The sequence below is a fragment of the Acidovorax sp. Root568 genome (genome assembly GCF_001427445.1).
Lineage (GTDB): Bacteria > Pseudomonadota > Gammaproteobacteria > Burkholderiales > Burkholderiaceae_C > Acidovorax > Acidovorax delafieldii.
In genome coordinates, this window is the sequence record NZ_LMGP01000016.1 from 90,103 (window position 1) to 114,911 (window position 24,809).

Annotated in this window: 24 protein-coding genes; 11 read left to right on the forward strand and 13 right to left on the reverse strand. The window is 65.9% G+C overall.

Annotated features, from left to right (window positions below):
* Positions 1–11 precede the first annotated feature (11 nt).
* The 3 genes from ASD75_RS14995 to gpmA form a co-directional block, all read right to left on the reverse strand.
* A complete protein-coding gene (locus ASD75_RS14995; protein ID WP_056746977.1) occupies positions 12–761 on the reverse strand; it encodes a HesA/MoeB/ThiF family protein in 750 nt (249 codons plus the stop codon).
* Between the two features lie 105 nt (positions 762–866).
* Entirely contained in the window at positions 867–2,303 is a 1,437-nt protein-coding gene (locus ASD75_RS15000) for a S41 family peptidase (RefSeq protein WP_056746793.1), read from the reverse strand.
* Positions 2,304–2,425: 122 nt separating this feature from the next.
* Complete coding sequence (gene gpmA / locus ASD75_RS15005) at positions 2,426–3,169, reverse strand: 2,3-diphosphoglycerate-dependent phosphoglycerate mutase (RefSeq protein WP_015015479.1); 744 nt, start codon at positions 3,167–3,169, stop codon at positions 2,426–2,428.
* Between the two features lie 87 nt (positions 3,170–3,256).
* On the opposite strand from gpmA, the gene ASD75_RS15010 reads away from it, so the two are divergent.
* The 4 genes from ASD75_RS15010 (at position 3,257) to ASD75_RS15025 (ending at position 5,633) form a co-directional block, all read left to right on the forward strand.
* Entirely contained in the window at positions 3,257–3,664 is a 408-nt protein-coding gene (locus tag ASD75_RS15010) for a rhodanese-like domain-containing protein (RefSeq protein WP_056746794.1), read from the forward strand.
* 78 nt (positions 3,665–3,742) lie between these two features.
* The gene (gene grxC / locus ASD75_RS15015) at positions 3,743–4,000 is read left to right on the forward strand and encodes a glutaredoxin 3 (RefSeq protein ID WP_015015481.1); all 258 of its coding nucleotides are present in this window, start codon (positions 3,743–3,745) and stop codon (positions 3,998–4,000) included.
* A gap of 108 nt (positions 4,001–4,108) precedes the next feature.
* Positions 4,109–4,567, forward strand: a complete 459-nt coding sequence (secB, locus tag ASD75_RS15020; protein WP_056746795.1) for a protein-export chaperone SecB — start codon at positions 4,109–4,111, stop codon at positions 4,565–4,567.
* Positions 4,568–4,619: 52 nt separating this feature from the next.
* On the forward strand, positions 4,620–5,633 hold the full coding sequence (locus ASD75_RS15025; protein WP_056746796.1) for an NAD(P)H-dependent glycerol-3-phosphate dehydrogenase: 1,014 nt from the start codon (positions 4,620–4,622) through the stop codon (positions 5,631–5,633).
* A gap of 329 nt (positions 5,634–5,962) precedes the next feature.
* On the opposite strand, the gene lysA is transcribed toward ASD75_RS15025, so the two are convergent.
* Positions 5,963–7,207 carry a diaminopimelate decarboxylase gene (gene lysA / locus ASD75_RS15030; RefSeq protein WP_056746797.1) on the reverse strand — a complete coding sequence of 415 codons (1,245 nt, stop codon included), beginning with the start codon at positions 7,205–7,207 and terminating at the stop codon, positions 5,963–5,965.
* A gap of 122 nt (positions 7,208–7,329) precedes the next feature.
* Here lysA and ASD75_RS15035 point away from each other — a divergent pair, with 122 nt between their 5' ends.
* Positions 7,330–8,268, forward strand: coding sequence for a LysR family transcriptional regulator (locus ASD75_RS15035; RefSeq protein ID WP_056746978.1), 939 nt, complete (start codon positions 7,330–7,332; stop codon positions 8,266–8,268).
* Between the two features lie 112 nt (positions 8,269–8,380).
* On the opposite strand, the gene coaD is transcribed toward ASD75_RS15035, so the two are convergent.
* The 4 genes from coaD to ASD75_RS15055 all read right to left on the reverse strand — a co-directional run bounded on the left by coaD (position 8,381) and on the right by ASD75_RS15055 (position 12,526).
* The gene (gene coaD, locus ASD75_RS15040) at positions 8,381–8,887 is read right to left on the reverse strand and encodes a pantetheine-phosphate adenylyltransferase (RefSeq protein ID WP_056065946.1); all 507 of its coding nucleotides are present in this window, start codon (positions 8,885–8,887) and stop codon (positions 8,381–8,383) included.
* Between the two features lie 120 nt (positions 8,888–9,007).
* Positions 9,008–9,715 carry a 16S rRNA (guanine(966)-N(2))-methyltransferase RsmD gene (rsmD, locus tag ASD75_RS15045; protein WP_056746798.1) on the reverse strand — a complete coding sequence of 236 codons (708 nt, stop codon included), beginning with the start codon at positions 9,713–9,715 and terminating at the stop codon, positions 9,008–9,010.
* Entirely contained in the window at positions 9,712–11,070 is a 1,359-nt protein-coding gene (locus ASD75_RS15050) for a pitrilysin family protein (RefSeq protein ID WP_056746799.1), read from the reverse strand. Before ASD75_RS15050 ends, rsmD begins: the two co-directional genes overlap by 4 nt.
* Before the next feature lie 22 nt (positions 11,071–11,092).
* Positions 11,093–12,526 (reverse strand): pitrilysin family protein, encoded by a 1,434-nt coding sequence (locus ASD75_RS15055; protein ID WP_056746800.1) that lies wholly within the window; start codon positions 12,524–12,526, stop codon positions 11,093–11,095.
* A gap of 28 nt (positions 12,527–12,554) precedes the next feature.
* Between ASD75_RS15055 and ftsY the strand changes: the two genes are divergently transcribed.
* The 5 genes from ftsY (at position 12,555) to ASD75_RS15080 (ending at position 20,248) form a co-directional block, all read left to right on the forward strand.
* Positions 12,555–13,982: a signal recognition particle-docking protein FtsY gene (gene ftsY / locus ASD75_RS15060; protein WP_056746801.1), complete on the forward strand. Its 1,428-nt coding sequence runs from the start codon at positions 12,555–12,557 to the stop codon at positions 13,980–13,982.
* Between the two features lie 117 nt (positions 13,983–14,099).
* Positions 14,100–16,748 (forward strand): EAL domain-containing protein, encoded by a 2,649-nt coding sequence (locus ASD75_RS15065; RefSeq protein WP_056746802.1) that lies wholly within the window; start codon positions 14,100–14,102, stop codon positions 16,746–16,748.
* Between the two features lie 133 nt (positions 16,749–16,881).
* Positions 16,882–17,964, forward strand: coding sequence for a hypothetical protein (locus ASD75_RS15070; protein ID WP_056746803.1), 1,083 nt, complete (start codon positions 16,882–16,884; stop codon positions 17,962–17,964).
* Positions 17,965–18,150: 186 nt separating this feature from the next.
* Positions 18,151–19,092, forward strand: coding sequence for an RNA polymerase sigma factor RpoH (gene rpoH, locus ASD75_RS15075; RefSeq protein WP_056746804.1), 942 nt, complete (start codon positions 18,151–18,153; stop codon positions 19,090–19,092).
* Between the two features lie 115 nt (positions 19,093–19,207).
* Positions 19,208–20,248, forward strand: coding sequence for a tripartite tricarboxylate transporter substrate binding protein (locus tag ASD75_RS15080; protein WP_056746805.1), 1,041 nt, complete (start codon positions 19,208–19,210; stop codon positions 20,246–20,248).
* A gap of 92 nt (positions 20,249–20,340) precedes the next feature.
* Here ASD75_RS15080 and ASD75_RS15085 read toward each other — a convergent pair whose 3' ends face one another.
* From ASD75_RS15085 to ASD75_RS15105, 5 genes are read right to left on the reverse strand one after another with little or no spacing between them, the layout of a single operon-like run.
* Positions 20,341–20,964: an SCO family protein gene (locus ASD75_RS15085; protein WP_369817496.1), complete on the reverse strand. Its 624-nt coding sequence runs from the start codon at positions 20,962–20,964 to the stop codon at positions 20,341–20,343.
* Positions 20,964–21,866 carry a heme o synthase gene (gene cyoE / locus ASD75_RS15090; protein WP_056746806.1) on the reverse strand — a complete coding sequence of 301 codons (903 nt, stop codon included), beginning with the start codon at positions 21,864–21,866 and terminating at the stop codon, positions 20,964–20,966. Before cyoE ends, ASD75_RS15085 begins: the two co-directional genes overlap by 1 nt.
* Positions 21,863–23,044: a heme A synthase gene (locus tag ASD75_RS15095; RefSeq protein WP_056746807.1), complete on the reverse strand. Its 1,182-nt coding sequence runs from the start codon at positions 23,042–23,044 to the stop codon at positions 21,863–21,865. The genes cyoE and ASD75_RS15095 overlap by 4 nt, the downstream gene beginning before the upstream one ends.
* Positions 23,041–23,784, reverse strand: a complete 744-nt coding sequence (locus tag ASD75_RS15100; protein ID WP_056746808.1) for a hypothetical protein — start codon at positions 23,782–23,784, stop codon at positions 23,041–23,043. The genes ASD75_RS15095 and ASD75_RS15100 overlap by 4 nt, the downstream gene beginning before the upstream one ends.
* A complete protein-coding gene (locus ASD75_RS15105) occupies positions 23,726–24,514 on the reverse strand; it encodes an SURF1 family protein (RefSeq protein ID WP_056746809.1) in 789 nt (262 codons plus the stop codon). Before ASD75_RS15105 ends, ASD75_RS15100 begins: the two co-directional genes overlap by 59 nt.
* 15 nt (positions 24,515–24,529) lie before the next feature.
* On the opposite strand from ASD75_RS15105, the gene ASD75_RS15110 reads away from it, so the two are divergent.
* A complete protein-coding gene (locus tag ASD75_RS15110) occupies positions 24,530–24,751 on the forward strand; it encodes a twin transmembrane helix small protein (protein WP_056746810.1) in 222 nt (73 codons plus the stop codon).
* The last annotated feature ends 58 nt before the right edge of the window (positions 24,752–24,809 follow it).

The following is a 24,809-nucleotide window of genomic DNA, read 5'->3' on the forward strand; positions in this document are numbered from 1 at the left end:
TAGGAAAAATCCTACCGCGCAACACACACCTTGCAATGGGCGTGGCGCTGAACGCGCATGGTGCTCCACTCCATGGCCCGGCCATCGAGCATCAGCAGCCGACCCGCCAGCGACTGACCTACGCCCGCTATGAGCTTGAGCGCCTCGGCTGCCTGCATCGCACCCACCACACCCACCAGCGGAGCAAATACACCCATCGTGGAGCAGCGGACTTCTTCAAACTCCGCATCCGGCGGGAAGATGCAGGCATAACAAGGCGACTGCGCATCGCGCGGGTCCACCACCGTGATCTGCCCATCGAACTGGATCACAGCCCCCGCCACCAAGGGCTTGTTGTGACGCACACACGCGGCATTGACCGCCTGGCGGGTCGCATAGTTGTCGCTGCAGTCGAGTACCACTGTGGCATCACGCACCAGACTATCGAGAGCCGCCGCATCCACCCGGGCCTGCAGTGCGGTGACCTGCACCTCGGGGTTGATGTCGGCCATGGCCTGCGCCGCCGACTTGACCTTGGGGCTGCCCACGCGCGCGGTGGTGTGCGCAATCTGGCGCTGCAGGTTGGTCAGGTCCACCACATCGTCGTCGACGAGTGTGATGTGGCCCACACCGGCGGACGCCAAGTACAGCGCAGCCGGCGACCCCAACCCGCCAGCGCCGATGATGAGAGCATGGGCTTCCAACACCCGCTCCTGCCCCTCGATGCCCACCTCGTCGAGCAGGATGTGGCGGGAATAGCGCAGGAGCTGGTCATCGGTCATGGGAAGGCGGGCCTGCAGCGGCCAAAAAATCAACGGTGAAACAGGCGGACATGAAAAAGGCTGGATTCCTCGCGAAATCCAGCCCGGGGTCAGAGCGCGAAAGGCTCAATTCTCTTTCTTTTCTTCCTTGCGCTCTGTCAGCGTCTTGCTGACCAACACAGGGCGACCCTTGAGCTGATTGAGGGCCTGCACCAGCTGGAAGTCTTTGTCCGAACCGAATTCGGGCACCTTGCGGTCAGCCACAGGCTTCTTGGCTTCTTCTTCCATGCGCTTGCGGGCTTCCTCACGGGCCTTTTCACGGGCTTCGTCCTTCTTCTCTTCACCCTGGCCGCTGTTCAAGTGCTTGTCCAGATCTGCCTCGCGCATGCGCAAGGCGGCAAAGATGTTGCCCTCTTCCGACTCGTCAATCATCACGTCGGGCACGATGCCCTTGGCCTGGATCGACTTGCCACTCGGCGTGTAATAGCGGGCGGTGGTCAGCTTGATGCCCGTGTCAGGCCCCAGCGGACGCACGGTCTGCACCGAGCCCTTGCCAAAGGTCTGGCTGCCCATGATGGTGGCGCGCTTGTGGTCCTGCAGCGCGCCAGCCACGATCTCGCTGGCGGAGGCAGAGCCTTCGTTGACCAGCACCACCAGCGGCACCGCCTTGAGGGACGCGGGAAGGCGTTTGAGCGGATCACCGCCGCCCCGGCGCTGGTAGTAGTCGGGGGCAGCCTTGTAGGTGGCCTTGCTGTCGGCCAGCTGGCCATTGGTGGTGACCACCGTCACGTTCTCGGGCAGGAAAGCCGCAGAAATTGCCACGGCTGCATCCAGCAGGCCACCGGGGTCGTTGCGCAGGTCCAGCACCAAGCCCTTGAGGTTGGGCTCCTGCTTGTAGACCTCTTCCACCTTGCGCACAAAGTCATCCACCGTGCGCTCCTGGAATTGCGACAGGCGGATCCAGGCGTAACCGGGCTCGATCACCTTGCCCTTGACGGACTGGGTCTTGATCTCTTCGCGCGTGATGGTGACAGGGAACGTGCGGTTCTCGTCCTTGCGGAAGATGGTGAGGGTGACCTTGGTACTGGGCTCGCCGCGCATGCGCTTGACGGCGTCATTCAGCGCCAGGCCCTTAACGGCGGTTTCGTCAATTTTGGTGATCAGGTCGTTGGTCTTGAGGCCGGCGCGGAAGGCCGGCGAGCCTTCGATGGGCGACACGATCTTGATCAGGCCGTCTTCCTGCGTGATCTCGATGCCCACGCCCACGAAGCGGCCGGAAGTGCCCTCGCGGAATTCCTTGAAGGACTTCTTGTCGAAGTACTGCGAGTGCGGATCCAGGCTGGACACCATGCCCGAGATGGCGTCGGTGATGAGCTTCTTGTCATCGACCGGCTCGACGTAATCGGTCTTGACCAGGCCGAACACGGCGGACAACTGCTGGATTTCTTCGAGCGGCAACGGCGTCATGGCGCCACGCGCCACCGTTTGCAGTGACACCGTGGTGAGCGCACCCGCCACCACGCCTACCGATACCCATCCTGCAATCTTGAGTTTGTGGCCCATACAACACCTTTTACCGCTTCGAAACCAATATACACCTTGGAAGGGCCAAACCCGCCGCAGTTCCGCATGGATGCTCACTTTGGCGGGGATAAGCGGGGTTTTCCCCGCTCTTTACCTGCGATTTACGCTTTGCCCTGCGATGCCACGGCGGCTGCGGCCTTGGCCGCCGCTTCGGCATCTCCCAGATAGTAGTGACGGATGGGCTTGAGGTCGGCGTCGAGCTCGTATACCAGTGGAATCCCGTTGGGAATGTTCAGACCCACGATGTCGGTCTCGGAGATGTTGTCCAGGTACTTCACCAGCGCGCGGATGGAGTTGCCATGCGCAGCCACCACCACCCGCTTGCCCGAGCGGATGGCGGGCGCCATGGCCTCGTTCCAGAACGGCAGCACGCGGGCCACGGTGTCTTTCAGGCACTCGGTCAGGGGCACATTCTCGGCAGCCACCCCAGCGTAGCGGCGGTCACCACGCTCGCTGCGGGGGTCGGTGGCTTCCAGCGCTGGCGGGGGCGTGTCATAGCTGCGGCGCCATACGAGCACCTGCTCGTCGCCATACTGCTTGGCCATGTCGGCCTTGTTCAGGCCCTGCAGGGCGCCGTAGTGGCGTTCGTTCAGGCGCCAGTCCTTGACCACCGGCAGCCAGGTGCAGTCCATTTCGTCCAGCGTGTACCAGAGGGTGTGGATGGCGCGCTTGAGCACGCTGGTGAACGCCAGATCGAACTCGTAGCCCTCGGCCTTGAGCAGCTTGCCGGCCGACATGGCCTGGGAGACACCGGTGGGCGTGAGGTCCACATCGGTCCAGCCGGTAAAGCGGTTTTCAAGGTTCCAGGTGGATTCGCCGTGGCGGATCAGAACGAGCTTGTACATGGTTTCCCCAGGAAAGGCAGGTCAAAAAAATGCGGGCCAAAACCCAGCATTCTAGAATTACGCTGTTCGCCAACCCAAGGAAGCTTCGTGAAATTCATTATTGATAACTGGTATCTGTTCCTCGTTGCACTGGCTTCGGGCAGCATGTTGCTGTGGCCGGTCCTCAAGAACGCCAGTGGCGGTTCGCTGACGCCAGCACGCGCCGTGCAGCTCATCAACCGCGAAAAAGCGGTGGTCATCGACGTGTGCGAAGCCGAGGAATTCGCCACCGGCCACGTGACTGGCGCCAAGAACGTACCCGTGTCCCAGCTCGAAGAGCGCCTGCCCGCCGTGGTCAAGAACAAGGCCCTGCCCGTGGTGCTGGTGTGCGCCAGCGGCGCACGCGCCAACCGCGCCGTCGCCATTGCCAAAAAACTGGGCTACGACAACGCCCAGGCACTCGCCGGTGGCATGAAGGCCTGGCGCGACGCCAGCCTGCCTGTGGAAAAAGCCTGATCCGCCCCCAGTTATTCGGTCAGCGCTAGTCTTGCGACTGGTTTTTCAGTCCCACAGGAAGAAAGAGGAAGGTTCGCCATGCAACCCGTGAAGATGTACACCACCGCCGTCTGCCCCTATTGCATCCGGGCCAAGCAGATCCTCAAGTCCAAGGGCGTGGAGCAGATCGAGGAGATCCGCATCGACACCGACCCCGCCGCGCGCAGCCACATGATGGAAATCACCGGTCGCCGCACGGTGCCGCAGATCTACATCGGCGACACCCATGTGGGTGGCCACGACGATCTGGTGGCGCTGGACAGCCGTGGCGAGCTGATGCCCTTGCTCGGCGCCTGACCCCCTCTCTGGGCGCTGCATAATGCAGCCCCATGTGCCCGCTGCGGGAGCTGCTCCCCGGCGGGTTTTGTTTTGCTAGCAATTTCGTAAGAGCAAAGAGACTTCACCATGGCCGACCAAGAAAACCCCGTGTTCCAGATCCAGCGCGTCTACCTCAAGGACCTGTCGCTGGAGCAGCCCAACTCCCCCGCCATCCTGCTCGAACAAGAGCAACCCAGCGTGGACATCCAGCTGGGCGTGGAAGCCACCCCCGTGGCCGAAGGCATCTTTGAAGTGGCTGTGACCGCCACCGTGCAGACCAAGATCAAGGACAAGACTGTGTTCCTGGTCGAAGCCAAGCAAGCCGGCATCTTCGAAATCCGCAACGTGCCCGAAGACCAGATGGGCCCCATCATGGGCATCGCCTGCCCCCAGATCGTGTACCCCTACCTGCGCGGCAATGTGGCCGACGTGATCAACCGCGCTGGCTTCCCGCCCGTGCACCTGGCCGAAATCAACTTCCAGGCCATGTACGAGCAACAGCAAGCCCAGGCCGCCGGCCAGGCATCGCCCATCATCACGCAGTAAGCATTTACAGGCATTTATGCCTGTAGTGCTGGATGAATAAGCGCATACAGCTATGAAAATCATAGTATTGGGCGCTGGAGCCTGGGGGACAGCGGTGGCCATGAGTGCCGCCCAGCACCCCGCAGGCCATGCCGTCACCTTGTGGGCGCGCGATGCCGCCCAGGCGGCCCAGATGCAGACGCAGCGGCAAAACGCGCGTTACCTGCCCGGCATCACCCTCCCCCCCTCCCTCACTCTGGCCCATGGCGACTTTGCTGCGCTGTGGACCGGGGCCGACCTCGTCATCGTGGCCACGCCCATGGCGGCTTTGCGCGGCATGCTGCAGGCCTTGCATGGCTGCGCTGCCCCTGTGGCCTGGCTGTGCAAGGGCTTTGAGGCTGCAACCGCTGGCAATTCCACATCTTTTGGGCTGCTGGCGCATGAAGTACAAGCCCTGGTAGCTCCTGAACTGATAGCAGGCGTGTTTAGCGGCCCCAGCTTTGCGCAAGAAGTGGCGCTGGGCCAGCCGACCGCGCTGGTGGCAGCCAGCCCCCATGCGCAGGTGCGCGATGCGCTGGTCAACGCCTTTCACAGCCCCAGCGTGCGCGTGTATGCCAACGAAGACATCGTGGGCGTGGAGGTGGGTGGCGCGGTGAAAAACGTGCTGGCCATTGCCACCGGCCTGTGCGATGGACTGGCGCTGGGATTGAACGCCCGCGCCGCACTCATCACGCGCGGCCTGGCCGAGATGACGCGGCTGGGCTTGGCGCTCGGCGCGCGGCCCGACACCTTCATGGGCCTGTCGGGCCTGGGCGACCTGGTGCTGACCGCCACGGGCGACCTGTCGCGCAACCGGCGCGTGGGCATGTTGCTGGCCGAGGGCAAAACCTTGCCGCAAGCCGTGGAGTCGCTGGGCCATGTGGCCGAGGGCGTTTACAGCGCCCGCACCGTGGCGCAGCGGGCGGCCCAGCTGGGGGTGGACATGCCCATCACCCGCGCGGTGGTGGCGCTGCTGGATGGCCAGCTCACGCCGGCCGATGCGGTCGTCACGCTGATGGGGCGCGGGCCCGCGTCCGAGCTGATGTGACCCCAATAGTGATGCCCAAAACAAAAGGCCCCTGCGGAATTCCACAGGGGCCTTTTGTTTGGTGACGCTGATGCCATGCGCTCCGCGGGTGGATTCAAAACACCCCAAACAGCATCAGCAGCAGCACAACCGACAGCGGGACGCCAAGTAGCCAGGCAATGAGAGGCATGGGGATCTCCTTGAAAGGTGAGAAGTTCAGGTGGTTTCACTGTATTTCTCACCCCGGCTGGTGCTTGTCCGGCTTTGCACCCCAAACCCGTAGGCCCTCACCTACCCGCACCTCTTGCCGGCTCGGCCCGCGGCGCCCCTGAGCAGCGCTGCGGCCTGGCTTACAGCCCCAACTCCAGCGCCAGCAGCTCGTCCACGGTCTGGCGGCGGCGGATCAGGCGGGCCTGGCCGCCGTCCACCAGTACTTCGGCAATCAACGGGCGCGTGTTGTAGTTGGAGGACATGCTGGCGCCGTACGCGCCCGTGTCGTGAATCACCAGCAAGTCACCCACCTGCGCGGCGGGCAGGTCGCGCGGCAGCACCACGCCGCCGTCGCCCTGGGTGAACACGTCGCCCGACTCGCACAGCGGGCCCGCCACCACCGTGGGCTGCTCGGCTGCGGTGGAGCCATCGCGGCGCAGCACGCTCATCGCGTGGTAGCTGCCGTACATGGACGGGCGCATGAGTTCGTTGAAGCCGGTATCGACCAGCACAAAATGATTGTTGCCCGCGTTCTTGGTGGCGCGCACCTGGCCCAGCAGCACGCCCGATTCGGCCACCAGGAAGCGGCCGGGTTCGATCTCCAGGCCGAGCTTGTGGCCCACGATGGCCTCGGCCTGCTGGCGCGCGGCGTCCCACAGGCCGTGGTAATGCTGCGTGTCCACCACCGGGTCGCCGCTGCGATAGGGGATGGACAGGCCACCACCGGCCGAGATGGCGTGCAGGTCATGCCCTGCCGCATGCGCCGTGCGCACCAGGTTGACCATGGCACCGCACACTTCCTGCAGGTGGCTGTAGTCCACGCCCGAGCCGATGTGCATGTGCAGGCCCACCAGCTTCAGGCCGTGCTGCTTGATCGCATCCAGTGCCGCAGGCAGGTCGGTGTGCCAGATGCCGTGTTTGCTGTGCTCGCCACCCGTGTTGGTCTTGTTGCTGTGGCCGTGGCCAAAGCCGGGGTTGATGCGCAGCCACACCGCATGGCCCGGCGAACGCGCGCCCAGCTGGTGCAGCATGTCGATCGAGCCAGCGTTGACCGGCACGCCGTGTTCCACCACGCAGTCGAGCGTGGCGGCGTCGAACAGGTCGGCGGTAAAGACGATCTCCGACGGCTCTCCGCCGGCCGTGTAGCCGGCCGCCAGCGCACGCAGGATCTCGCCGCGCGAAACGGCATCCACCTTCACGCCCTGCTCGCGCATGAGCTTCAGGATGTGGATGTTGGAGCAGGCCTTCTGCGCGAACCGGATGGTCTCGAAATTGGACACCTGCGCAATGCGCTGGCGGATGGTGGCCGCGTCATACACCCACAGCGGGGTGCCAAACTGGTCGGCCAGGGCCCAGAGCTGAGCGGAGGAGAAAGGGTTGGACATGAGGAAGCTCCAAAGGCACAAAGCGTGAACGATGCGCGGATGATGCCGCCATCCATGTATTCAGTCGAATGCTTTGATTTACGCCATCCATTCAATATGGATATGCTGTGCGCATGACTGGCATGACCGAGCCCCCCCTGGCCCATCGCATCACCCACCGCCACATCGAGGTCTTCCGCGCCGTGATGACCGCAGGCAGCGCCACCGGTGCGGCCGACCTGCTGCACAGCTCGCAACCCACCGTGAGCCGCGAGCTGGCGCGGCTCGAATCGCTGCTGGGCTATGCGCTGTTCGAGCGCGTGCAGGGCCGACTGCGCCCCAACGCCCGGGCGCTGGCGCTGTGGGACGAGGTACAGCGCTCGTGGCAGGGGCTGGAGCGTGTAGTGGACCGGGCCGTGGCCCTGGGCCGGTCGGGGGCCGTGCAACTGTCGGTGCTTTGCCTGCCCGCGCTGGCCCATGCACTGCTGCCGGGTGCGGCGGCACGGCTGATGCAGGCGCACACCGAGGCACGCTTGTCCGTCACACCGCAGGAATCGCCCCTGCTCGAAGAATGGATGAGCGCCCAGCGGTTTGATCTGGGCCTGTGCGAACAGACCACCGCCCCGCCGGGCACACGGGCCGAGGTGCTGCTGACCCTGGACGAGGTGGCTGTGCTGCCCGCCCACCACGCTTTGGCACGCCAGCCGGTGCTGCAACTCGGCGACTTTGCCGGTGAATTCTTTGTAAGCCTCTCGGCCGACGACCCCTACCGCCGCCTGATCGACGCCCGGCTTGCCGAGGCGGGCGTAGAGCGCACGCTGCGCGTGGAAACTCACAGTGCCGCCGCGGTGTGCGCCATGGTCGAGCAGGGCCTGGGCATCGCCATCGTCAACCCGGTCACCGCCCTGGCCGCCGCCAGCGAGCGGCTGGTGCTGCGGCGGCTGGCGTTTTCCATCCCGTTCAGCGTGACAGCGCTGCTCCCGCTATACCGCCCGCCCCTGCCCGAGGTGGTGCCCATGCTGGAGGCTCTGCGCGCGCAGGCCCAGGCCATTGCAACGCAGCTGCCGCCCGCCATGGACTGATGCTACAGAATCTATAAACTATGATTTTGATAGCAGCAAAGGCATATTGCACTAGCGCCATCGGCACAAAGGAGCCAAAACCGGGGCTCCTTGTGCGTTCCGGACAGTGTCCTCAGCCGCCCGGCGCCGCCAGGCTACGCACCTTGACCGCCAGCCGCTCTTCGACCGAGGGCGACACGAACTTGGTCACCTCGCCACCCAGCACCGCAATCTCGCGCACAAAGGTGCTGCTGATGAACTGGTACTTGTCGCTGGGGGTCAGGAACACGGTCTCCACCTGCGGCATCAGGCTGCGGTTCATGCCTGCCAGCTGGAATTCGTAGTCAAAGTCGGTCACGGCACGCAGGCCACGCACCATGGCCTTGCCGCCGCGCGACACCACAAAGTCGCGCAGCAGGCCCGAGAAGGGCTCGACCTGCACCTGGGGATACATCTTCACGGCCTCGCGCACCATCTCGATGCGCTCTTCCAGCGAGAACAGGGTCTTCTTGTGGTGGCCCGCCGCCACGGCCACGATCACACGTTCAAACAACTGGGTGGCCCTGCGCACCACGTCTTCATGGCCCAGCGTGATGGGGTCAAAGGTTCCGGGGTACACGGCGAGCACGTTCTGGGCCATGGCTGGTTGTCTCCTGTCTGGCGATTGACGTTGGCCCCGGCCCCCGGGGCGCTCCCCGCAGGGCCCGCCGGGCCGCGTGCGCGCATTATGCAGTGCAGTGCAACATGAACCGGCGTTGGCTCATTCTGTGGTGGCTGCCACAGGGCGCAGCAGGTGCGCATGCACGGCGCCAGCCTTCAGATGCCGGTACACGGCCAGGCCGCTGCCGGCCAGCTCCTCGTCCGTCCAGGCGCGGGGCGCTTCGAGGTAAATAAAGCCCTGGGTGGCCACGGCCTTGGCAGCAGCCTGCAAAGCAGGGGCAAACAGCTCGCCGTCAAAGGGCGGGTCCAGCAGCACCAGGTCCACACTGGCAGGTGCGGCCTGCTTGAGGGCGGCCACGCCGTCGCCGCGCTGCACACGCACGGCGCTGGCTTGCAGCTTCGCTTGCAGCACCTGCAGCTGGGCCACCAGCGCAGCGTCACTCTCCACCAGTTGTACCGACGCGGCGCCGCGCGAAGCGGCCTCGAGCCCCAGCGCACCGGTGCCCGCAAAAGCGTCCAGGCAGCGCCAGCCACTCAAGTCCTGGCCCAGCCAGTTGAAGAGCGTTTCGCGCACGCGGTCGGGCGTGGGACGCAGGCCGGGGCGCTGGGCCACGGGCAGGCGGGTGCGCTTCCATTGCCCACCGATGATGCGGATTTCGCCCGCGCCCTTGGGGGCGGCAGCCGCCGCAGCTTTGTCCTTGGCGTTTTTCTTGATGGTCTTGGGGTCCACAGGGGCCGCAGCGGCTGCGGCCTGGGCCTTGCGGATTTCGGCGGTGATGGCGCTGCCGCGCAGGGTCGATCGGCTCATGGCTGCTTGCCTCCCACCACCACGGTCACCATGCGGCCGGGTTGCAGCTTTTGGGCCATGGCAGTGCGCACATCGGCCACCGTCAGGGCCTCGACCTTTTTGGCCCACTGGTCCAGGTAGTCCAAGGGCAGGTCGTTCCAGGCGATGTTGGCCACGTTGCCCAGCAGCTTCTTGTTGCTGTCGATGCGCAGCGCAAAGCCGCCGATGAGGTTGTCCTTGGCGGCGCGCAGCTCGGCCTCGGTGGGGCCTTCGGCCACAAAGCGGGCGATCACGTCGCGCGAGACCTGCACTGCCTGGGCGGCCTGGTCGGGGCGCGTCTGCAAGCCCACGGTGAAGGCACCGGCATGCAGGCCGGGGGCGAAGTAGCTGTAGACGCTGTAGGAGAGGCCGCGCTTTTCGCGCACCTCGTGGGTCAGTCGCGAGACAAAGCCGCCGCCGCCCAGGATGTGGTTGCCCACCAGCAGCGCGAGGAAGTCCGGGTCGCGGCGCTGGAAGCCCGGCTGGCCGATCAGCACGTGGGCCTGGGCCGAGGCAAACGGAATGGCCTTCTCGGCAGGTGCCGTCAGCGCCGCCACTTCGCCCACGGGCGGCAGCGGTGCGCAGCCCGCACTGGCAGGCAGGCGCGACAGCAGCGTGGCCACCAGCGTCTGCGCCTGGGCGCGCGATACGGCGCCCACAATGCTGACCTTGGCGCGGCAGGCGGCCACGTACTGCTCGTGAAAGGCCTGCATGTCGGCCACGCCAATGCGCGCCAACGTCTCTTCGGTGGTGCGCACGCCATAGGGGTGGCTGCCATACACCGCAGCGGCGAACGCATGGTTGGCCACGGTGGCGGGGCGCGTGTTGGCTTCCTTCAGGCTGGCGCTCCAGCGGGCGCGGTCGCGTTGCCAAACGTCGTCAGTCGTCGTGGGCTCGGCAATCTGGCGGGCTGCCAGCCGTGCAGCGCGCTCCAGCAGCGGCGGGTCGGTCAGCGAGCGCAGCACATAGTGCAGCGTGTCGTTGTCGGCATTGGCTTCAAAGCTGGCGCCCAGATCGGCCCAGGCCTCACCCAGGCCGTTTTCGTCCAGCGCGGGCTCGGCGCTGGCGTCGCGCCCGGCCTTCACGCCCTTGCTGGCCATGGCGGCGACGGCGTTGGCCAGGCCGGACTGGCCTGCCGGGTCGCGGCGCGTGCCAGCGTCAAAGTCGATTTGCACGTCCACCATGGGGATGACCGGGCTTTCGACCAGATAGACCTTGGCGCCGCCCGGCTCCGTCCAGTGCTGGATAGGCAGCAGCGCCCAGGCCGAATTGGAAGAAAAAAGGGCGATAGTGCTAGTGCATAAAGCACGGACAGCTACGTTTTTGATAGTAATCATGGGCAGTTTCCGCAGGGCGGGTTCAGCGGATGGCAGCGCCCGGGGGCAGCTGGGGACGGGCGCGGGGGGCGTCCAGGGGCTGGGGCAGCAGCGTGGCCACGGTGAGCTGGTCGTCGCCAAAATACCTGGCAGCCACGGCCTGCACCTGCGCAGGGGTCACGGTGCGCAGCAGGGCCAGCAGGCGCTCGTTGGCGTCCAGGGGAAAGCCCTGCACCCAGTTGCCCCCCAGCTCCTGCGCCTGGCTCATCACCGAGTCGCGCTCGTACACCGTGGAGGCGATCCATTGCGTCTTCACGCGGTTCAGCTCGGCCTCACTCACCCCATCCTTGGCCACACGGGTCACCTCGGCGCGCAGCGCGTCTTCGACCTGCTGGGCGGTCTTGCCCGCAGCGGGCACGCCGCTGAGCATGAACAGGCTGGGGCCGCGCCCGGTGACCATGGCGGAGCTGCTGGCGCTGTCGGCCACGCGGTTGGGCCCCTGGGTCAGTGCGCGGTCCAGCCGGGCACCGTCATAGCCATTGAACACGGCCGACAGCACCATCAGCGCGAGGGCGTCGCGGTCTTCGTCGGTGAGGTTGTCCACGCGGTCCAGGCTGGGCGCGCGGAAGGCCAGGGCCACATAGGCCTGCTCTGCCGGGGCCTTGACGGCAATGCGGCGCAGGCCCTTTTGCTCGGGTTCGGTGCGCGGTTTGCGCGCGGGCAGAGCGTGCACGGGCAGGCTGCCGTAATACTTTTCGGCCAGCGCACGCACCTGGGCCACATCCACATCGCCCGCCACCACCACGGCGGCGTTGGTGGGGGTGTACCACTGGCGGTGGAAGGCGCGCACGTCATCGGGCGTCATCGCGTCCAGGTCGCTCATCCAGCCCACGATGGGGCGGCGGTAGGGCGACGCATTGAAGGTGGCGGCAAACAATTGTTCGGCCAGCACGGCCCGGGGCTGGTCTTCGGTGCGCAGGCGGCGCTCTTCCTTGACGACCTCGATCTCTTTCTTGAACTCCTCGTCGGGCCAGTGGTTGTTGGCAAACCGGTCCGATTCGAGCTTCATCACGTCCTCCAGCCGGTTGGACGGGATCTGCTGGTAGTAGCCGGTGTAGTCACGGCTGGTGAATGCGTTCTCCCGCCCGCCCAGCGCCGCCACGCGGCGCGAGAACTCGCCCGGCGGCAGGGTCTTGGTGCCCTTGAACATCATGTGCTCCAGCGCATGGGCCACGCCCGAGGTGCCGTCCACCTCATCCATCGAGCCCACACGCACCCAGACCATGTGCACCGCCGTCGGGGCGCGGCGGTCGGGCTGCACGATGAGCTGCATGCCGTTTTTGAGCGTGAACTGCTGCGCGCCAGAGGCCGTGGCGGACGGCGTGGTGGAGGGTTGAGACACCGGGGTGGTGGCCGCAAAGGCAGCCCCGGACGAGAGGCAGGCCAGCAGGCCCAGTAGGGTGAAAGCGCGTTTCATAGAATGGGGTGATTCTAAGAACCCGCCAATGTTCAGTTTTTTCAAGAAAAAGCCCGCTCCTTCGCCCGCCCCCACCGATGTGCCCGCCCCGGCCCAGCCGGTAGGCGCACCGGCGCCCACCGTGGTTGCGCCCGTGGCGCCCCCCCTGCCCTCCACGCCGCCCGTGGCTACCCTCAACCCGCCAGCGCCCGCTACACCGGCTCCCGTGGCGGCGCCCGCCCCGGCAGGCTTTGGCTGGCTGCGCAACCCGTTTGGCAACAAAGCCCCTGAGCCCGCTGCGCCGCCCCCCGTAGCACCAGCTCCCGTCACTGTGACCCCGCCAGCGCCCGTGGCGATGCCACCGGTGGCACCGGCCGTCGCACCGACGCCCCCTGCAGCACCGGCAGCCACAGCGCCCACCGCTGCTCCAGTGGTTGCAAGCCCCGCATTGCCCCCCGTGGCGCCCCCGATTTCCGTTGCTGCACCTGCGCCGGTTGCACCACCCACGCCCGCCACACCACCGCCTGCGCCAGTGGCAGCACCCGCAACCTCGGCTGCGCCCACTGCCCCGGCGCCTGAACGCAAAGGCTGGCTGGACCGCCTCAAGGCGGGCCTGCGCAAGACTGGCAGCAGCATTGCCACCGTCTTCACCGGCACGCAGATTGACGACGCGCTGTATGAGGAGCTGGAAGAGGCCCTGCTGATGGCCGACACCGGCGTGAAAGCCACCACGCACCTGCTGACGGACCTCAAGCGCCGCGTGAAGGACAGCAAGACCACCGACCCTGCGGCAGTCAAGGGCCTGCTGGCCGACGCGCTGGCCGACCTGCTGCGCCCGCTCGAAAAAGCCCTGGTGATTGGCGAGCACACCCCCACCGTGATCATGGTGGCCGGCGTGAACGGCGCGGGCAAGACCACCTCCATCGGCAAGCTCACCAAGCACCTGGCCGGTGAAGGCGCCGCCGTGCTGCTGGCCGCCGCCGACACCTTCCGCGCCGCTGCCCGCGAGCAGCTGGGCGTGTGGGCCGACCGCAACACGGTCGAGATCGTGAGCCAGGAAGGTGGCGACCCCGCCGCCGTGAGCTTTGATGCCGTGACCGCCGGCAAGGCGCGCGGCAAGGATGTGGTGCTGGTGGACACCGCCGGCCGCCTGCCCACGCAGCTGCACCTGATGGAGGAGCTGAAAAAGATCCGCCGCGTGGTCACCAAGGCCGACGCCACCGCCCCGCACGAGGTGCTGCTGGTGATCGACGGCAACACCGGCCAGAACGCGCTGGCCCAGGTGCGCGCGTTTGACGATGCGCTGCAGCTCACCGGCCTGATCGTCACCAAACTGGACGGCACGGCCAAGGGCGGCGTGCTGGCCGCCATCGCGCAGGAACGCCCCATCCCGGTGTATTTCATCGGTGTGGGCGAAAAGCTCGAAGACCTGGAAACCTTCAACGCCCGCGAATTTGCCCAGGCTTTGCTGAGCTGAGCCTCGCGATCTCCCCTCAACCTTGTGAGCAATGGCCCCATCCGGGGCCATTTACACGTTTACGGATCGCAACGTTTCCTCCATCATGGGCTTTCCCCTCGGAAAGCACGGAGGCCCATGTTCATTGAGCTGGTCAAAGGCGTTGCGCTGCTGCTGGCGCTGTGCTTTCTGCATGGGTTCAACATCCGCGTCTGGCGCCAGCACCCGTGGGTGGGCCAGGTCTTTTCGGGGCTGATCTTCGGCGGCATCTGCGTGGTGGGCATGCTCACCCCGGTGGTGCTGATGCCGGGCGTGATCTTTGACGCGCGCTCGGTGGTGCTAAGCATGGCCGGCCTGTTTGGCGGCCCGCTGGTGGCGGGCATTGCGGCGCTGATGGCGGCCACTGGGCGCCTGTGGCTGGGGGGCGCGGGTGCCGAGGTGGGGCTGATGGTGATCGTGCTGTGCACAGCCATGGGGCTGGTGTACCGCGAGGGCCGCGCCCGGGGGCGGCTGGGGGTGGAGCCCATCCCCCTCGCGCTGTTCGGGCTGCTGCTGCACACGGCGGTGATCGCGCTGTTTCAGCTGCTGCCCGCCGAGGCCGTGCAGCGCATCAACCAGACGCTGGCCCTGCCCTATCTGCTGACCTTCACCCCAGCCACTGTGGTGCTGGGCCTGCTGCTGCACGATGTGGAGCAACGCATGGCCACCGAGCGTGCACTCACTGGCACGGCAGCCCGCCTGCATGCCATCACTCAGGCCATCCCCGATGTGCTGCTGGTGCTGGATGCCCAGGGCCGGTATGTGGAGGTACTGTCCCCCAACGACGCCACCCTGGTCGCCAGCGCCCCCGAGCTGGTAGGTAAACGGCTGCACGATGTGCTGCCCGCCGAGCAGGCAGAACGGTTCATGGCGCTTATCCGGGACACGCTGCAGTCCGGCCAGACCCACAGCGTGGAATACGAGCTGCAGACCCTGGCAGGGCTGCGCCAGTTTGAAGGGCGCACCCAGCCCCTGGGCGTGCAGGTGGGTGGCCAGGCGGCTGTGGTGTTCCTCGCCCGCGACATCACGAAGCGCAAGCAGGCTGAAAGTGCGCTGCGCGAGTCCGAGCTGCGTTTTCGCTCGCTGCTGCGCAACATCCCGTCCATCTCGGTGCAAGGCTACCTGCAGGACGGCACCACCAGCTACTGGAACCAGGCGTCCGAGCAGCTGTACGGCTACACGGCCGAAGAAGCCCTGGGCGGCAACCTGCTCGACCTCATCATCCCGCCGCCCATGCGCGACGGCGTGCGGGCACACATGCAGCACATGTTCGCCACCGGCGAGGTGATCCCGGCGGGCGAGCTGCAACTGCAGCGCAAGGACGGCACGCCGGTGCATGTGTTCTCCAGCCATGCCTACATCCAGGTGCCGGGGCACCCGCCCGAGATGTTCTGCATCGACATCGACATCTCGGGCCGCAAGGCCGCCGAGGACGAGGCACGCTACCTGGCGTTCTACGACGCACTCACGCAACTGCCCAACCGCCGCCTGCTAGTGGACCGGCTGCAGCAGGTGCTGGTCAACGGTGCGCGCTCGGGCCTGACCACGGCCGTGCTGTTTGTGGACCTGGACAACTTCAAGACCCTGAACGACACCCGGGGCCATGAGGTGGGCGACCTGCTGCTGAAGGACGTGGCCCAGCGCCTGCGCAGCTGCGTGCGCGAGCAGGACACCGTGGCCCGCCTGGGGGGTGATGAGTTTGTGGTGGTACTGCAGAACCTGAGCAGCGACGCCCCCGAGGCCGCCGCGCAGGCGCGCACGCTGGGCGAGCTGATCCTGGCGCAATTGCGCCAGCCCTACGAACTGGCGGGGCACGAACACCACTTCACCGCCAGCATCGGCGTGACCCTGCTCAATCACCAGCGCGACTCGGTGGACGAGGTGCTCAAGCAGGCCGACATGGCCATGTACCGCGCCAAGGACGCCGGGCGCAACACACTGCGCTTTTTTGACCCCGACATGCAGCAGGCCGTGAACCGCCGCGCCCTGCTGGAAACCGAGCTGCACAACGGCCTGCGGCGCGCGCAATTCCTGCTGCTGTACCAGCCGCAGGTGGACAGCCACGGGCGCGTGACCGGCGCAGAGGCCCTCGTGCGCTGGCAGCATCCTGTCCAGGGCATGGTGCCGCCGTCGGAGTTCATCCCGCTGGCGGAAGAATCGGGCCTCATCCTGCCACTGGGCCACTGGGTCATGGAAACCGCACTGCGCCAGCAGGCCCGCTGGCAACAAGACCCGCAGTTTGCGCAGCTGAGCCTTGCCATCAACGTGAGCGCACGCCAGTTCCTGCAAGACGACTTTGTGGCCCAGGTGCTGGCGCTGGTGCAGCAGACCGGCGCCAACCCCGCACAGATCAAACTGGAGCTGACCGAAAGCCTGCTGCTGGACAACGTGGACAGCGTGATCGCTACCATGCGCGCCCTCAAGGCCCATGGCCTGGGGTCTTCGCTGGACGACTTTGGCACGGGCTACTCGTCGCTCAGCTACCTCAAGCGCCTGCCACTGGACCAGATCAAGATCGACCAGGGCTTTGTGCGCGACGTGCTGCTGGACGCCAGCGACGCGGCCATCGCCCGCTCCATCATCGCGCTGGCAGGCAGCCTGGGCCTGTCCGTGATCGCCGAGGGGGTGGAGACCACCGCCCACTACCAATTTCTTTTGGCCCATGGCTGCCAGGCTTTCCAGGGCTACCTGTTTGGCCGCCCGCTGACGCTCGAAGACTTTGAAAGCCGGGTGCGGCAAGAGGTGTAGCTGGGGGGCGGAGACTGCCACCACGCCAGCCATCGGGTACCCGGCGAAAGGAAACAAGAAAAAGGGCAAGGCAACATTCAAGTTCTCTTTCCGTGGCGTCGATATCTCTGTGTGGAAGCCCTGGAGGTGTCCCATGAAGATTGAATCGTCCGCCCTGCAGATGCAGGCCCAGCACGTTGCCAGCCGCGTGCACACCCAAAGCAGCCGCTTTGAAGCCTGGGTCGGCGAGCGCCGCCCCACCAGCGCCCCTGGCCTTACCCGAGCAAGCCCGGCCGTACAAATTTCCAGCGCTGCACGCGTGGCCAGCGCCGCCCAGGAGGCCATCGACCCCACCCATGCCGCAGATGCCGCGCCCGGCAGCAGCCCCAGCGACGGCCTGACACCCCAGCTGGCCATGATCCGCGACCTGATTGCCCGCATGACGGGCGTGCAGGTGCGGGTGTACACCGGCCAGACGGAACCCGCACCCTCCCCACCCGCCACACCCACCAGCCGCCTCGACACGACGCCGACCGCCGATGCAGGCCGTCCCCGTGCCGGGTGGCGCCTGCTGGTGGAGCAGCGCGAAGTGGTCGTAGAAACCGAAAGCACCCAGTTCGCCGCCCAGGGCACCGTGCGCACCGCCGACGGGCAGGAAATCCGCTTCAGCCTGCAGCTGGATATGCAGCGCAGCTACCGCCAGGAATCATCGTTCAGCCTGCGCCTGGGCGACGCTGTGGCGGTAGACCCGCTGGTCATCAACTTCGACGGCTCGGCCGCGCAGTTGCAGGACCTGCGCTTTGCGTTCGACCTGGACAGCGACGGCCAGACCGACAACGTGCCCCTGCTCTCAGGCAACCGGGGCTACCTGGCCCTGGACCTGAACCACAACAGCCGCATCGACAACGGCCGGGAGCTGTTCGGCCCCGGCACCGGCAACGGCTTTGCCGAACTGGCCGCCTATGATAGCGACGGCAACGGCTGGATTGACGAGGCGGACCCGGTCTTTCAGCAGCTGCAGGTGTGGACTCCATCGGCGGATGGAGCCGAGGGCGCCGGCAGCCTGCGCACCTTGGCCGACGTGGGCGTGGGCGCACTCTCCACCAACGCCGTCGCCACCCCTTTTGCCCTGCGCGCCGCCGACAACGCCAGCCTGGGCACCGTGCGCTCCACCAGCGCCTACCTGCGGGAAAACGGCAGCGTGGGCACAGTGCAGCAGGTGGATCTGACCGTCTGACGGTATTGCAGCGCCAGCCCGTCACTATGATTTTTATAGCTCCACAGGCATGAAACACTAGCGCTTGATGGCAATTTGACTCAAAAAATTCCAACAGTATCAATGAGCAACCCGACGGGAACTCCGGGCTTAGCACTCAATCAGAGAGAGTGCTAATATCATGGCTTAGAGGAAAGGATTCCCGGAATGAACATTCAATCTGGAACCGCGACGATGTCTCTGGCGCCCGCCAATCCCTGGGCGCTGGTGCCCCCCTTGGGCAATCTGGACGCCTACATTTCGGCCGTCAACCGCCTGCCCCTGCTCACGCACGAAGAAGAGCAGACTTACGCACGCCAGCTCAAGGACAACAACGATCTGGACGCCGCCGGCCGGCTGGTGATGTCGCACCTGCGCCTCGTGGTTTCGATTGCACGCCAGTACCTGGGCTACGGACTGCCCCATGGCGACCTGATCCAGGAAGGCAATGTGGGCCTGATGAAGGCCGTCAAGCGCTTCGACCCCGACCAGGGCGTGCGCCTGGTGAGCTACGCCCTGCACTGGATCAAGGCCGAGATCCACGAATACATCCTGAAGAACTGGCGCATGGTCAAGGTGGCGACCACCAAGGCGCAGCGCAAGCTGTTCTTCAACCTGCGCTCCATGAAGCAGGGCTTCAAGGCCGATGCATCGGCCGCCGATGCCGCCACGCACCGCGACACCCTGTCGGACCATGAGATCGACGCCGTGGCCGCGCAGCTCAATGTGAAGCGCGAAGAAGTCATCGAAATGGAAACCCGCATGGCGGGTGGCGACGTATTGCTGGACCCGGCCCCCGCCGACGATGGCGAGCAGGCGTTTGGCCCCATTGCCTACCTGGCCGATGCATCGCACGAGCCCACGGCCATGATCGAGTCGCGCCAACGTGACGCCCTGGCTACCGACGGCATTGCCAACGCACTGGCCAGCCTGGACGACCGCAGCCGCCGCATCGTGGAAGAGCGCTGGCTCAAGGTCAATGACGACGGCAGCGGCGGCATGACGCTGCACGACCTGGCGGCGGTGTACGGCGTGAGCGCCGAGCGCATTCGCCAGATCGAAGTGGCTGCCATGAAGAAGATGAAAAAGGCCCTGGCCGAATACGCCTGACCGGTCCGGGCAGCGGGGTTAATATCCCCGGCTGCAGAAGTTGCCTCGCGGGGCCCCAATTCTGGGGCCCCGCGTCGTTTGGGCCCCCGAATATTCTTCAAGGAGATTGCACCCCATGCCCTCACGTCCCGCCTTTACCGGCCGTGTTTCCCGCCGTGCTTCGCTGTTGATCGCGCTGGCTGCCGCATCCCCCTGGGCCCTGGCGCAAAGCGCCGGCAAGGCTGCTGCCACTGCGCCCGCGCCGCTGGCCTGGCCCACCAAGCCGCTGAAGATCATCGTGGGCTTTCCTGCGGGCTCGTCGCCGGACCTGACGGCACGCACGTTCTCGGAGCCCCTGTCCAAGGCCCTGGGCCAGCCCGTCATCGTGGACAACAAGGTGGGCGCAGGCGGCAACATTGGCGCCGACGCAGTGGCCAAGGCCCGTGACGATCACACCATCGGGCTGATGATCAACGGCAACATGACGATTGCCAAGCTGCTGAACCCGGCGGTTCCGTATGACCCGATCAAGGACCTGGCACCGCTGAGCCTGATCGGCACCTCACCGCTGATCCTGACTGCACCCGTCAACCAGCCCGGCGTGGCCGCCAACAGCAGTGCCCGCGACTTCTTCGTGGCAGCACGCAATGGTGGTGACAAGTGGAGCTACGGCACGCCCGGCGTGGGCACGGTGGGCCACATCGGCACCGAGCTGCTCAAGGCGCGCAGCAACATCAACCCCGTGCATGTGCCCTACCCTGGCTATCCGCAGGTGGCCAACGCGATGCTGGGCGGCCAGCTGCAGATGGCGCTGCTGCCCCCGGCGTTGGCACAAGCCCAGGTGCGTGCGGGCAAGCTGCGCGCGATCGGCGTGACCTCCTCCGGGCGCAGCCCGCTGGCACCCGAGGTGCCGAGCCTGGCCGAGGCAGGCATCAGCAACTTCAACCTGGAGATCTGGAACGCCTTCGCAGCGCCTTCCACCATGCCCAAGCCCATCCAGGCCAAGCTGGCCGCGCTGATCAGCGAGATCGCCCGCAGCGAAGACGTGCGCAGCAAGCTGTTCCAGCAAGGGTGGCAGACGGTGGGCTCGTCGCCCGAAGGCCTGGCCAACCGCATCAAGGCCGACACCAATCTGCTGGGCGGCGTGATTGCGATGCGGGGCATCAAGGCCGAATAAGGCCCAAGAGCATCAGCTCATGCGGGGCTGCACAGTGCCTCGCATAACGGCAACCTGGCACAGGCCCCGGGTCACTCAGGGGCTGGAGGGGCTCAGCCCCCGGCCTCGGCCAACAACACCTTCACATCGGCCGCCAGGGCCTGTGCGCCGCTGCCATAGCGGTTGTAGACCCGCAGGCGCCCTGAGGGGTCGTACACGTAGCTACCTGCAGAGTGGTCCATGGTGTAGCTGGTGGGCGTCTTGCCATCGACTTTCTTGTAATAGATCTTGAAGTCCTTGGCGACGGCGGCCAGCTGCTCGGGTGTGCCGTACAGCGCCAAGAAGCTCGGGTCGAAATTGGCCATGTAGGCCTTGAGCACTTCGGGCGTGTCGCGCTCCGGGTCCACCGTCACAAAAATGCCCTGCAGACGGCCTGCGTCCTTGCCCAGCATCTGCTTGACCTCGGCCAGCTCCTGCATCGACGTGGGACACACGTCGGGGCACTGTGTGTAGCCGAAGAACACCACCACCACTTTGCCGGCAAAGTCCTTGATGTGGCGTGGCTGGCCGTTGTGGTCAGTCAGGGGAATGTCGCGGGCGTACTCGGCGCCGGTGACGTCCACGCCCCGGAATTCGGCCTTTTTCTCGGAACATGCACCCAGGAGGCTTGGAGCGCATATGGATATTGCACCAGCCGCTATCAAATGAAGAGCGTTTCGTTTCTGCATGGAGATCATCACAGCACATAGTGGTCCACCAGCAGTGCAGCAAACAGCACGCTCAGGTGGATAAGGGAGAAGCGGAAGGTCTTGCGGGCCAGAGCGTCCGAATAATTGCGCCACAGCGCGAACGCGTACCCGCAGAAACCCAGACTGAGGAGCACGGCGGCAACCAGATAAATCCAGGAACTCATGCCGTAGATGAAGGGCATCATGCACCCGGCCAGCAGGATCAGCGTGTACAAGAACACCTGCAACCGCGTGAACTCGTTGCCGTGCGTGACCGGCAGCATGGGCAGGCCAGACTTGCGGTAGTCCTCCACCCGGTACAGGGCCAACGCCCAGAAATGCGGTGGCGTCCACAAAAAGATGATGAGGAAGAGGATAAGCGCCTCGGGCCCTACATCGTTGGTCATGGCCGCCCAACCCAGCACCGGCGGCATGGCCCCCGAGGCGCCGCCAATGACGATGTTCTGGGGCGTCAAGGGCTTGAGGATCACGGTGTAGACCACCGCGTAACCCACAAAGGTGGCAAAGGTGAGCCACATGGTCAGCGGGTTGATCCAGACATACAGCAGCACGGAGCCTGCGGCACAGAGTACGGCCGAGAACAGCAGGGTCTGCGCGTTGGACAGCTCGCCCTTGGCCGTGGGCCGCCAGGCGGTACGCTTCATCTTGGCGTCAATGCCTTGCTCGACGATGCAATTGAACGCGGCTGCAGCACCCGCCACCAGCCACACGCCCAGGCAGGCCAGCGCCATGTGGCCCAGTTGCGCAGCGTTGGGCAGGCCGGGCACGGCCAGCACCATGCCGATCAGCGCACAAAAGACGATGAGCTGTACCACGCGGGGCTTGGTCAGCGCATAAAACTGCTGGAACCGCGAGGGCGGCACAGCAACGGCGGAGGGGGCAACACTCATGCAGATACTCTCGATGCGCCCGTGGGCGCGGAAAACTCTCGGGGCGCGGGCGCTGCGCGGCTGGACACCAGGGCCCAGGTCAATACCACCACCAAAGCTGCGGCACCGCCGGTATGCAGCACCGCCGCCACCAGGGGCCAGTCCAGCACCACGTTGGACAAACCCGTCACCAGTTGCAGCAAGGTCAGCCCGCCGATCCACCGCGCCTGCGTGGGCAACACGCCACTGCGGTGAAAGCGCCAGGCCACCAAGCCCAGCGCCAGTAACACCACATAGGCCATCAGGCGGTGCACGTAGTGAATGGCGGTGAGCGCTGCAAAGCTGATGTGGCTGCCGTCTTGCAACAGGCCCAGCTTGCGCCAGATCTGGAAGCCCTGCGCAAAGTCCATGGCGGGCCACCAGCTGCCCTGGCAGGTGGGGAAGGTAGTGCATGCCAGCACCGCGTAGTTGGTGCTGACCCAGCCCCCCAGCACCACCTGAAGGGCGAGCAGCAGTGCCGTCAGTACCAGCCCCCCGCGCAGCGCGGGGGACAGGGTTACCGGTGAGCGCCCCTGGGCACTGTGGGTGTGTCGTACCGCCTGCACACACAACAGGGCCAGCAGCACCAGTCCACCGATCAGGTGCAGGGTGACGATGGCGGGAAAGAGCTTCATGGTCACCGTGAGCGCGCCAAACGCACCCTGCAGGCACACCCACAACAAGGTCACTGTAGGCCACCAGGGACTGAGCGGAGGCGCCTGCCCGCCATCACGCTGGGCGCGCCGCAGCTGCACCCACGAGGAGACAGTGATGACAATGATCAGCACCCCCACCCCCGTGGCGAGATACCGGTGGATCATCTCGATCCAGGCCTTGCCGTGGGTCACCGGGCCGGTGGGCATGGCCTGCTGGGCGGCTGAAATCTCGGCGCGGGCGCCCACCGGGCTGGCACTGCCATAGCAGCCGGGCCAGTCGGGACAACCGAGGCCCGAGTCGGTCAGGCGCGTGAAAGCGCCAAACAGCACCAGATCAAACGTGAGGAACAGCGTGAGCACCGTGAGCGCCTGCAGGCGCCGCACGGGAGAGCTGCGGCGGTTACGCGCCCACACCCAGACCAGCGGCCCCAGCGCGATCACCAGGCCGAGCAGCATCAGCTCGAGCACTGGGGCCAGGTCGTACAACGGTTGGGTATCGGTCATGGCTTGACCGGCCGCCCCGGCTCGTCCCACGAAGAAGAAGCGCGCAGCAGGCGCTCCAGGTCCCGCTTGGCCTTGGCGGCACCGCTGGTGTCCATGGCTGCCGGAAAACGCATCATCCAGTTGCCCATCGGGTCCACCACGTAGAGGTGGTCTGCCAACTGCTGGCCTTGGGCGGGCTCCAGCCAGGCCTTGACGGCACTGGGCTCGACCCGCAACACAGTGGCTTGCTGCAGGGCGGGCGTGAGAGCGGCGGGTGGCAGGGCGTTGTCGTTGATCAGCCAGACCCAGTCCACCCGGTCTTTTTCCTTACCCAAGCTCTCGCGCAGCTGGCGCTGCAGGTACAGGTGCTTCTGGCAGGCCGGATCGCAATCGCCTCCGGCCACGCTCACCAGCAACCATTGGCCTTTGAGGGACTCCAGCCGCTTGGCCCCGCCATTGAGCGTGGAGGCGGTGAGCGCTGGCACGGTGCGCTGGGGGTTGATCAGCTCGCCGTAAACGCGCCGCCCCTCCGGGCGGATCACGTAGTAGGTGAAGTACGAGGCGACCACCGGCGCGGCGCAGATCAGCAGCACGCCCAGCATCTTCCAGCGCCCATGGCGCGCACGCTGTGCGGTGGCGACCGCCTCCCCCGCCTCGGGCAAGGTGTGTACGGTCAACCCCAGCGGGTGCTCCGAACGCGCCTCAGGCGGCAGGCTGGCTGCGCGGGCGAATGAACCGTCGGACGATTTGGAACCAGACATAAAGGAGTGCTATCAGGCCGCAGAGCCCGAACCATTGAAATGCGTAACCGTAGTGTTTTTCGACACCTGCGCCGACCACAGGCCAGTCGCGTTGCAGGCCATCGCCCGCGTCGCCTGCCGGGCCTGTCTGCAACACCGTAAGGGGGGCGAACGCCAGACCGGTTTCGGTACGGAACGCTGCCAAGTCGAGATTTTGCCGGATGCGGGAAGACCCCTGTGCGCTATCGCCCCCTTGGAACTCATACAGCCGCGAGGGCGCCAGGGCCACGCGGCCTTGAACGCGCACCTCGGTATCAGCCGGCGTGGTCACGGAAGGCAGCTGGGTGCGGTCCTGAAAATTGCGCCCCGCCCATCCGCGCTGCACCAGCACCACCCCAGCACCCCCGCCAGAAAGCTGCAGTGGCGTGAGCACAAAAAACCCAGGGCGCCCCTGCATCTGCCGATTGTCCAGATACACCGTGTGTGCAGGCAACCAGCGCCCCTGCAGCACCACAGCACGGTGTACGAGGGCCTGTTGCGCCTCGGGTGTCTGGTTAGTCAGGTCGGTCAGCGTGCGTCCATCAATGGCCGGCAAGGCGGCCCGCGCATCCAGCATCGCCTGCAGCGACTCTTTCTGGGCGGCTCGCGACAATTGCCAGCGCCCCAAAGAGGCCGTGACCAGCATGCCCGCCACCGCAGCCAGGGTAATGAGCCAAAAACGCAGGTCCACAGGACGGCGAAGGGGGGTCACAGGATAATGCGCTCCATGAAATACCTCGTAGTGCTGGCGTTCCTCGCCATTTTGGCCAGCCTGGCATCGGCCCTGTTCTTCATGATGCGCAATGGGCGCGACGACAAGAGCAAGGGAAACCACATGGCCAAAGCGCTGGCGGTGCGTGTCGGGCTGTCCATCGTGCTGTTTTTGTGCATTCTGCTGGCCTGGCAGCTGGGATATATCCAGCCCACCGGCCTGCCCGCCACCCGTTGACCTGAGGGCTTGGTCCGCAGCCTGGGAGGCTTGGGCCCATCACAGGCCACCACTGGCC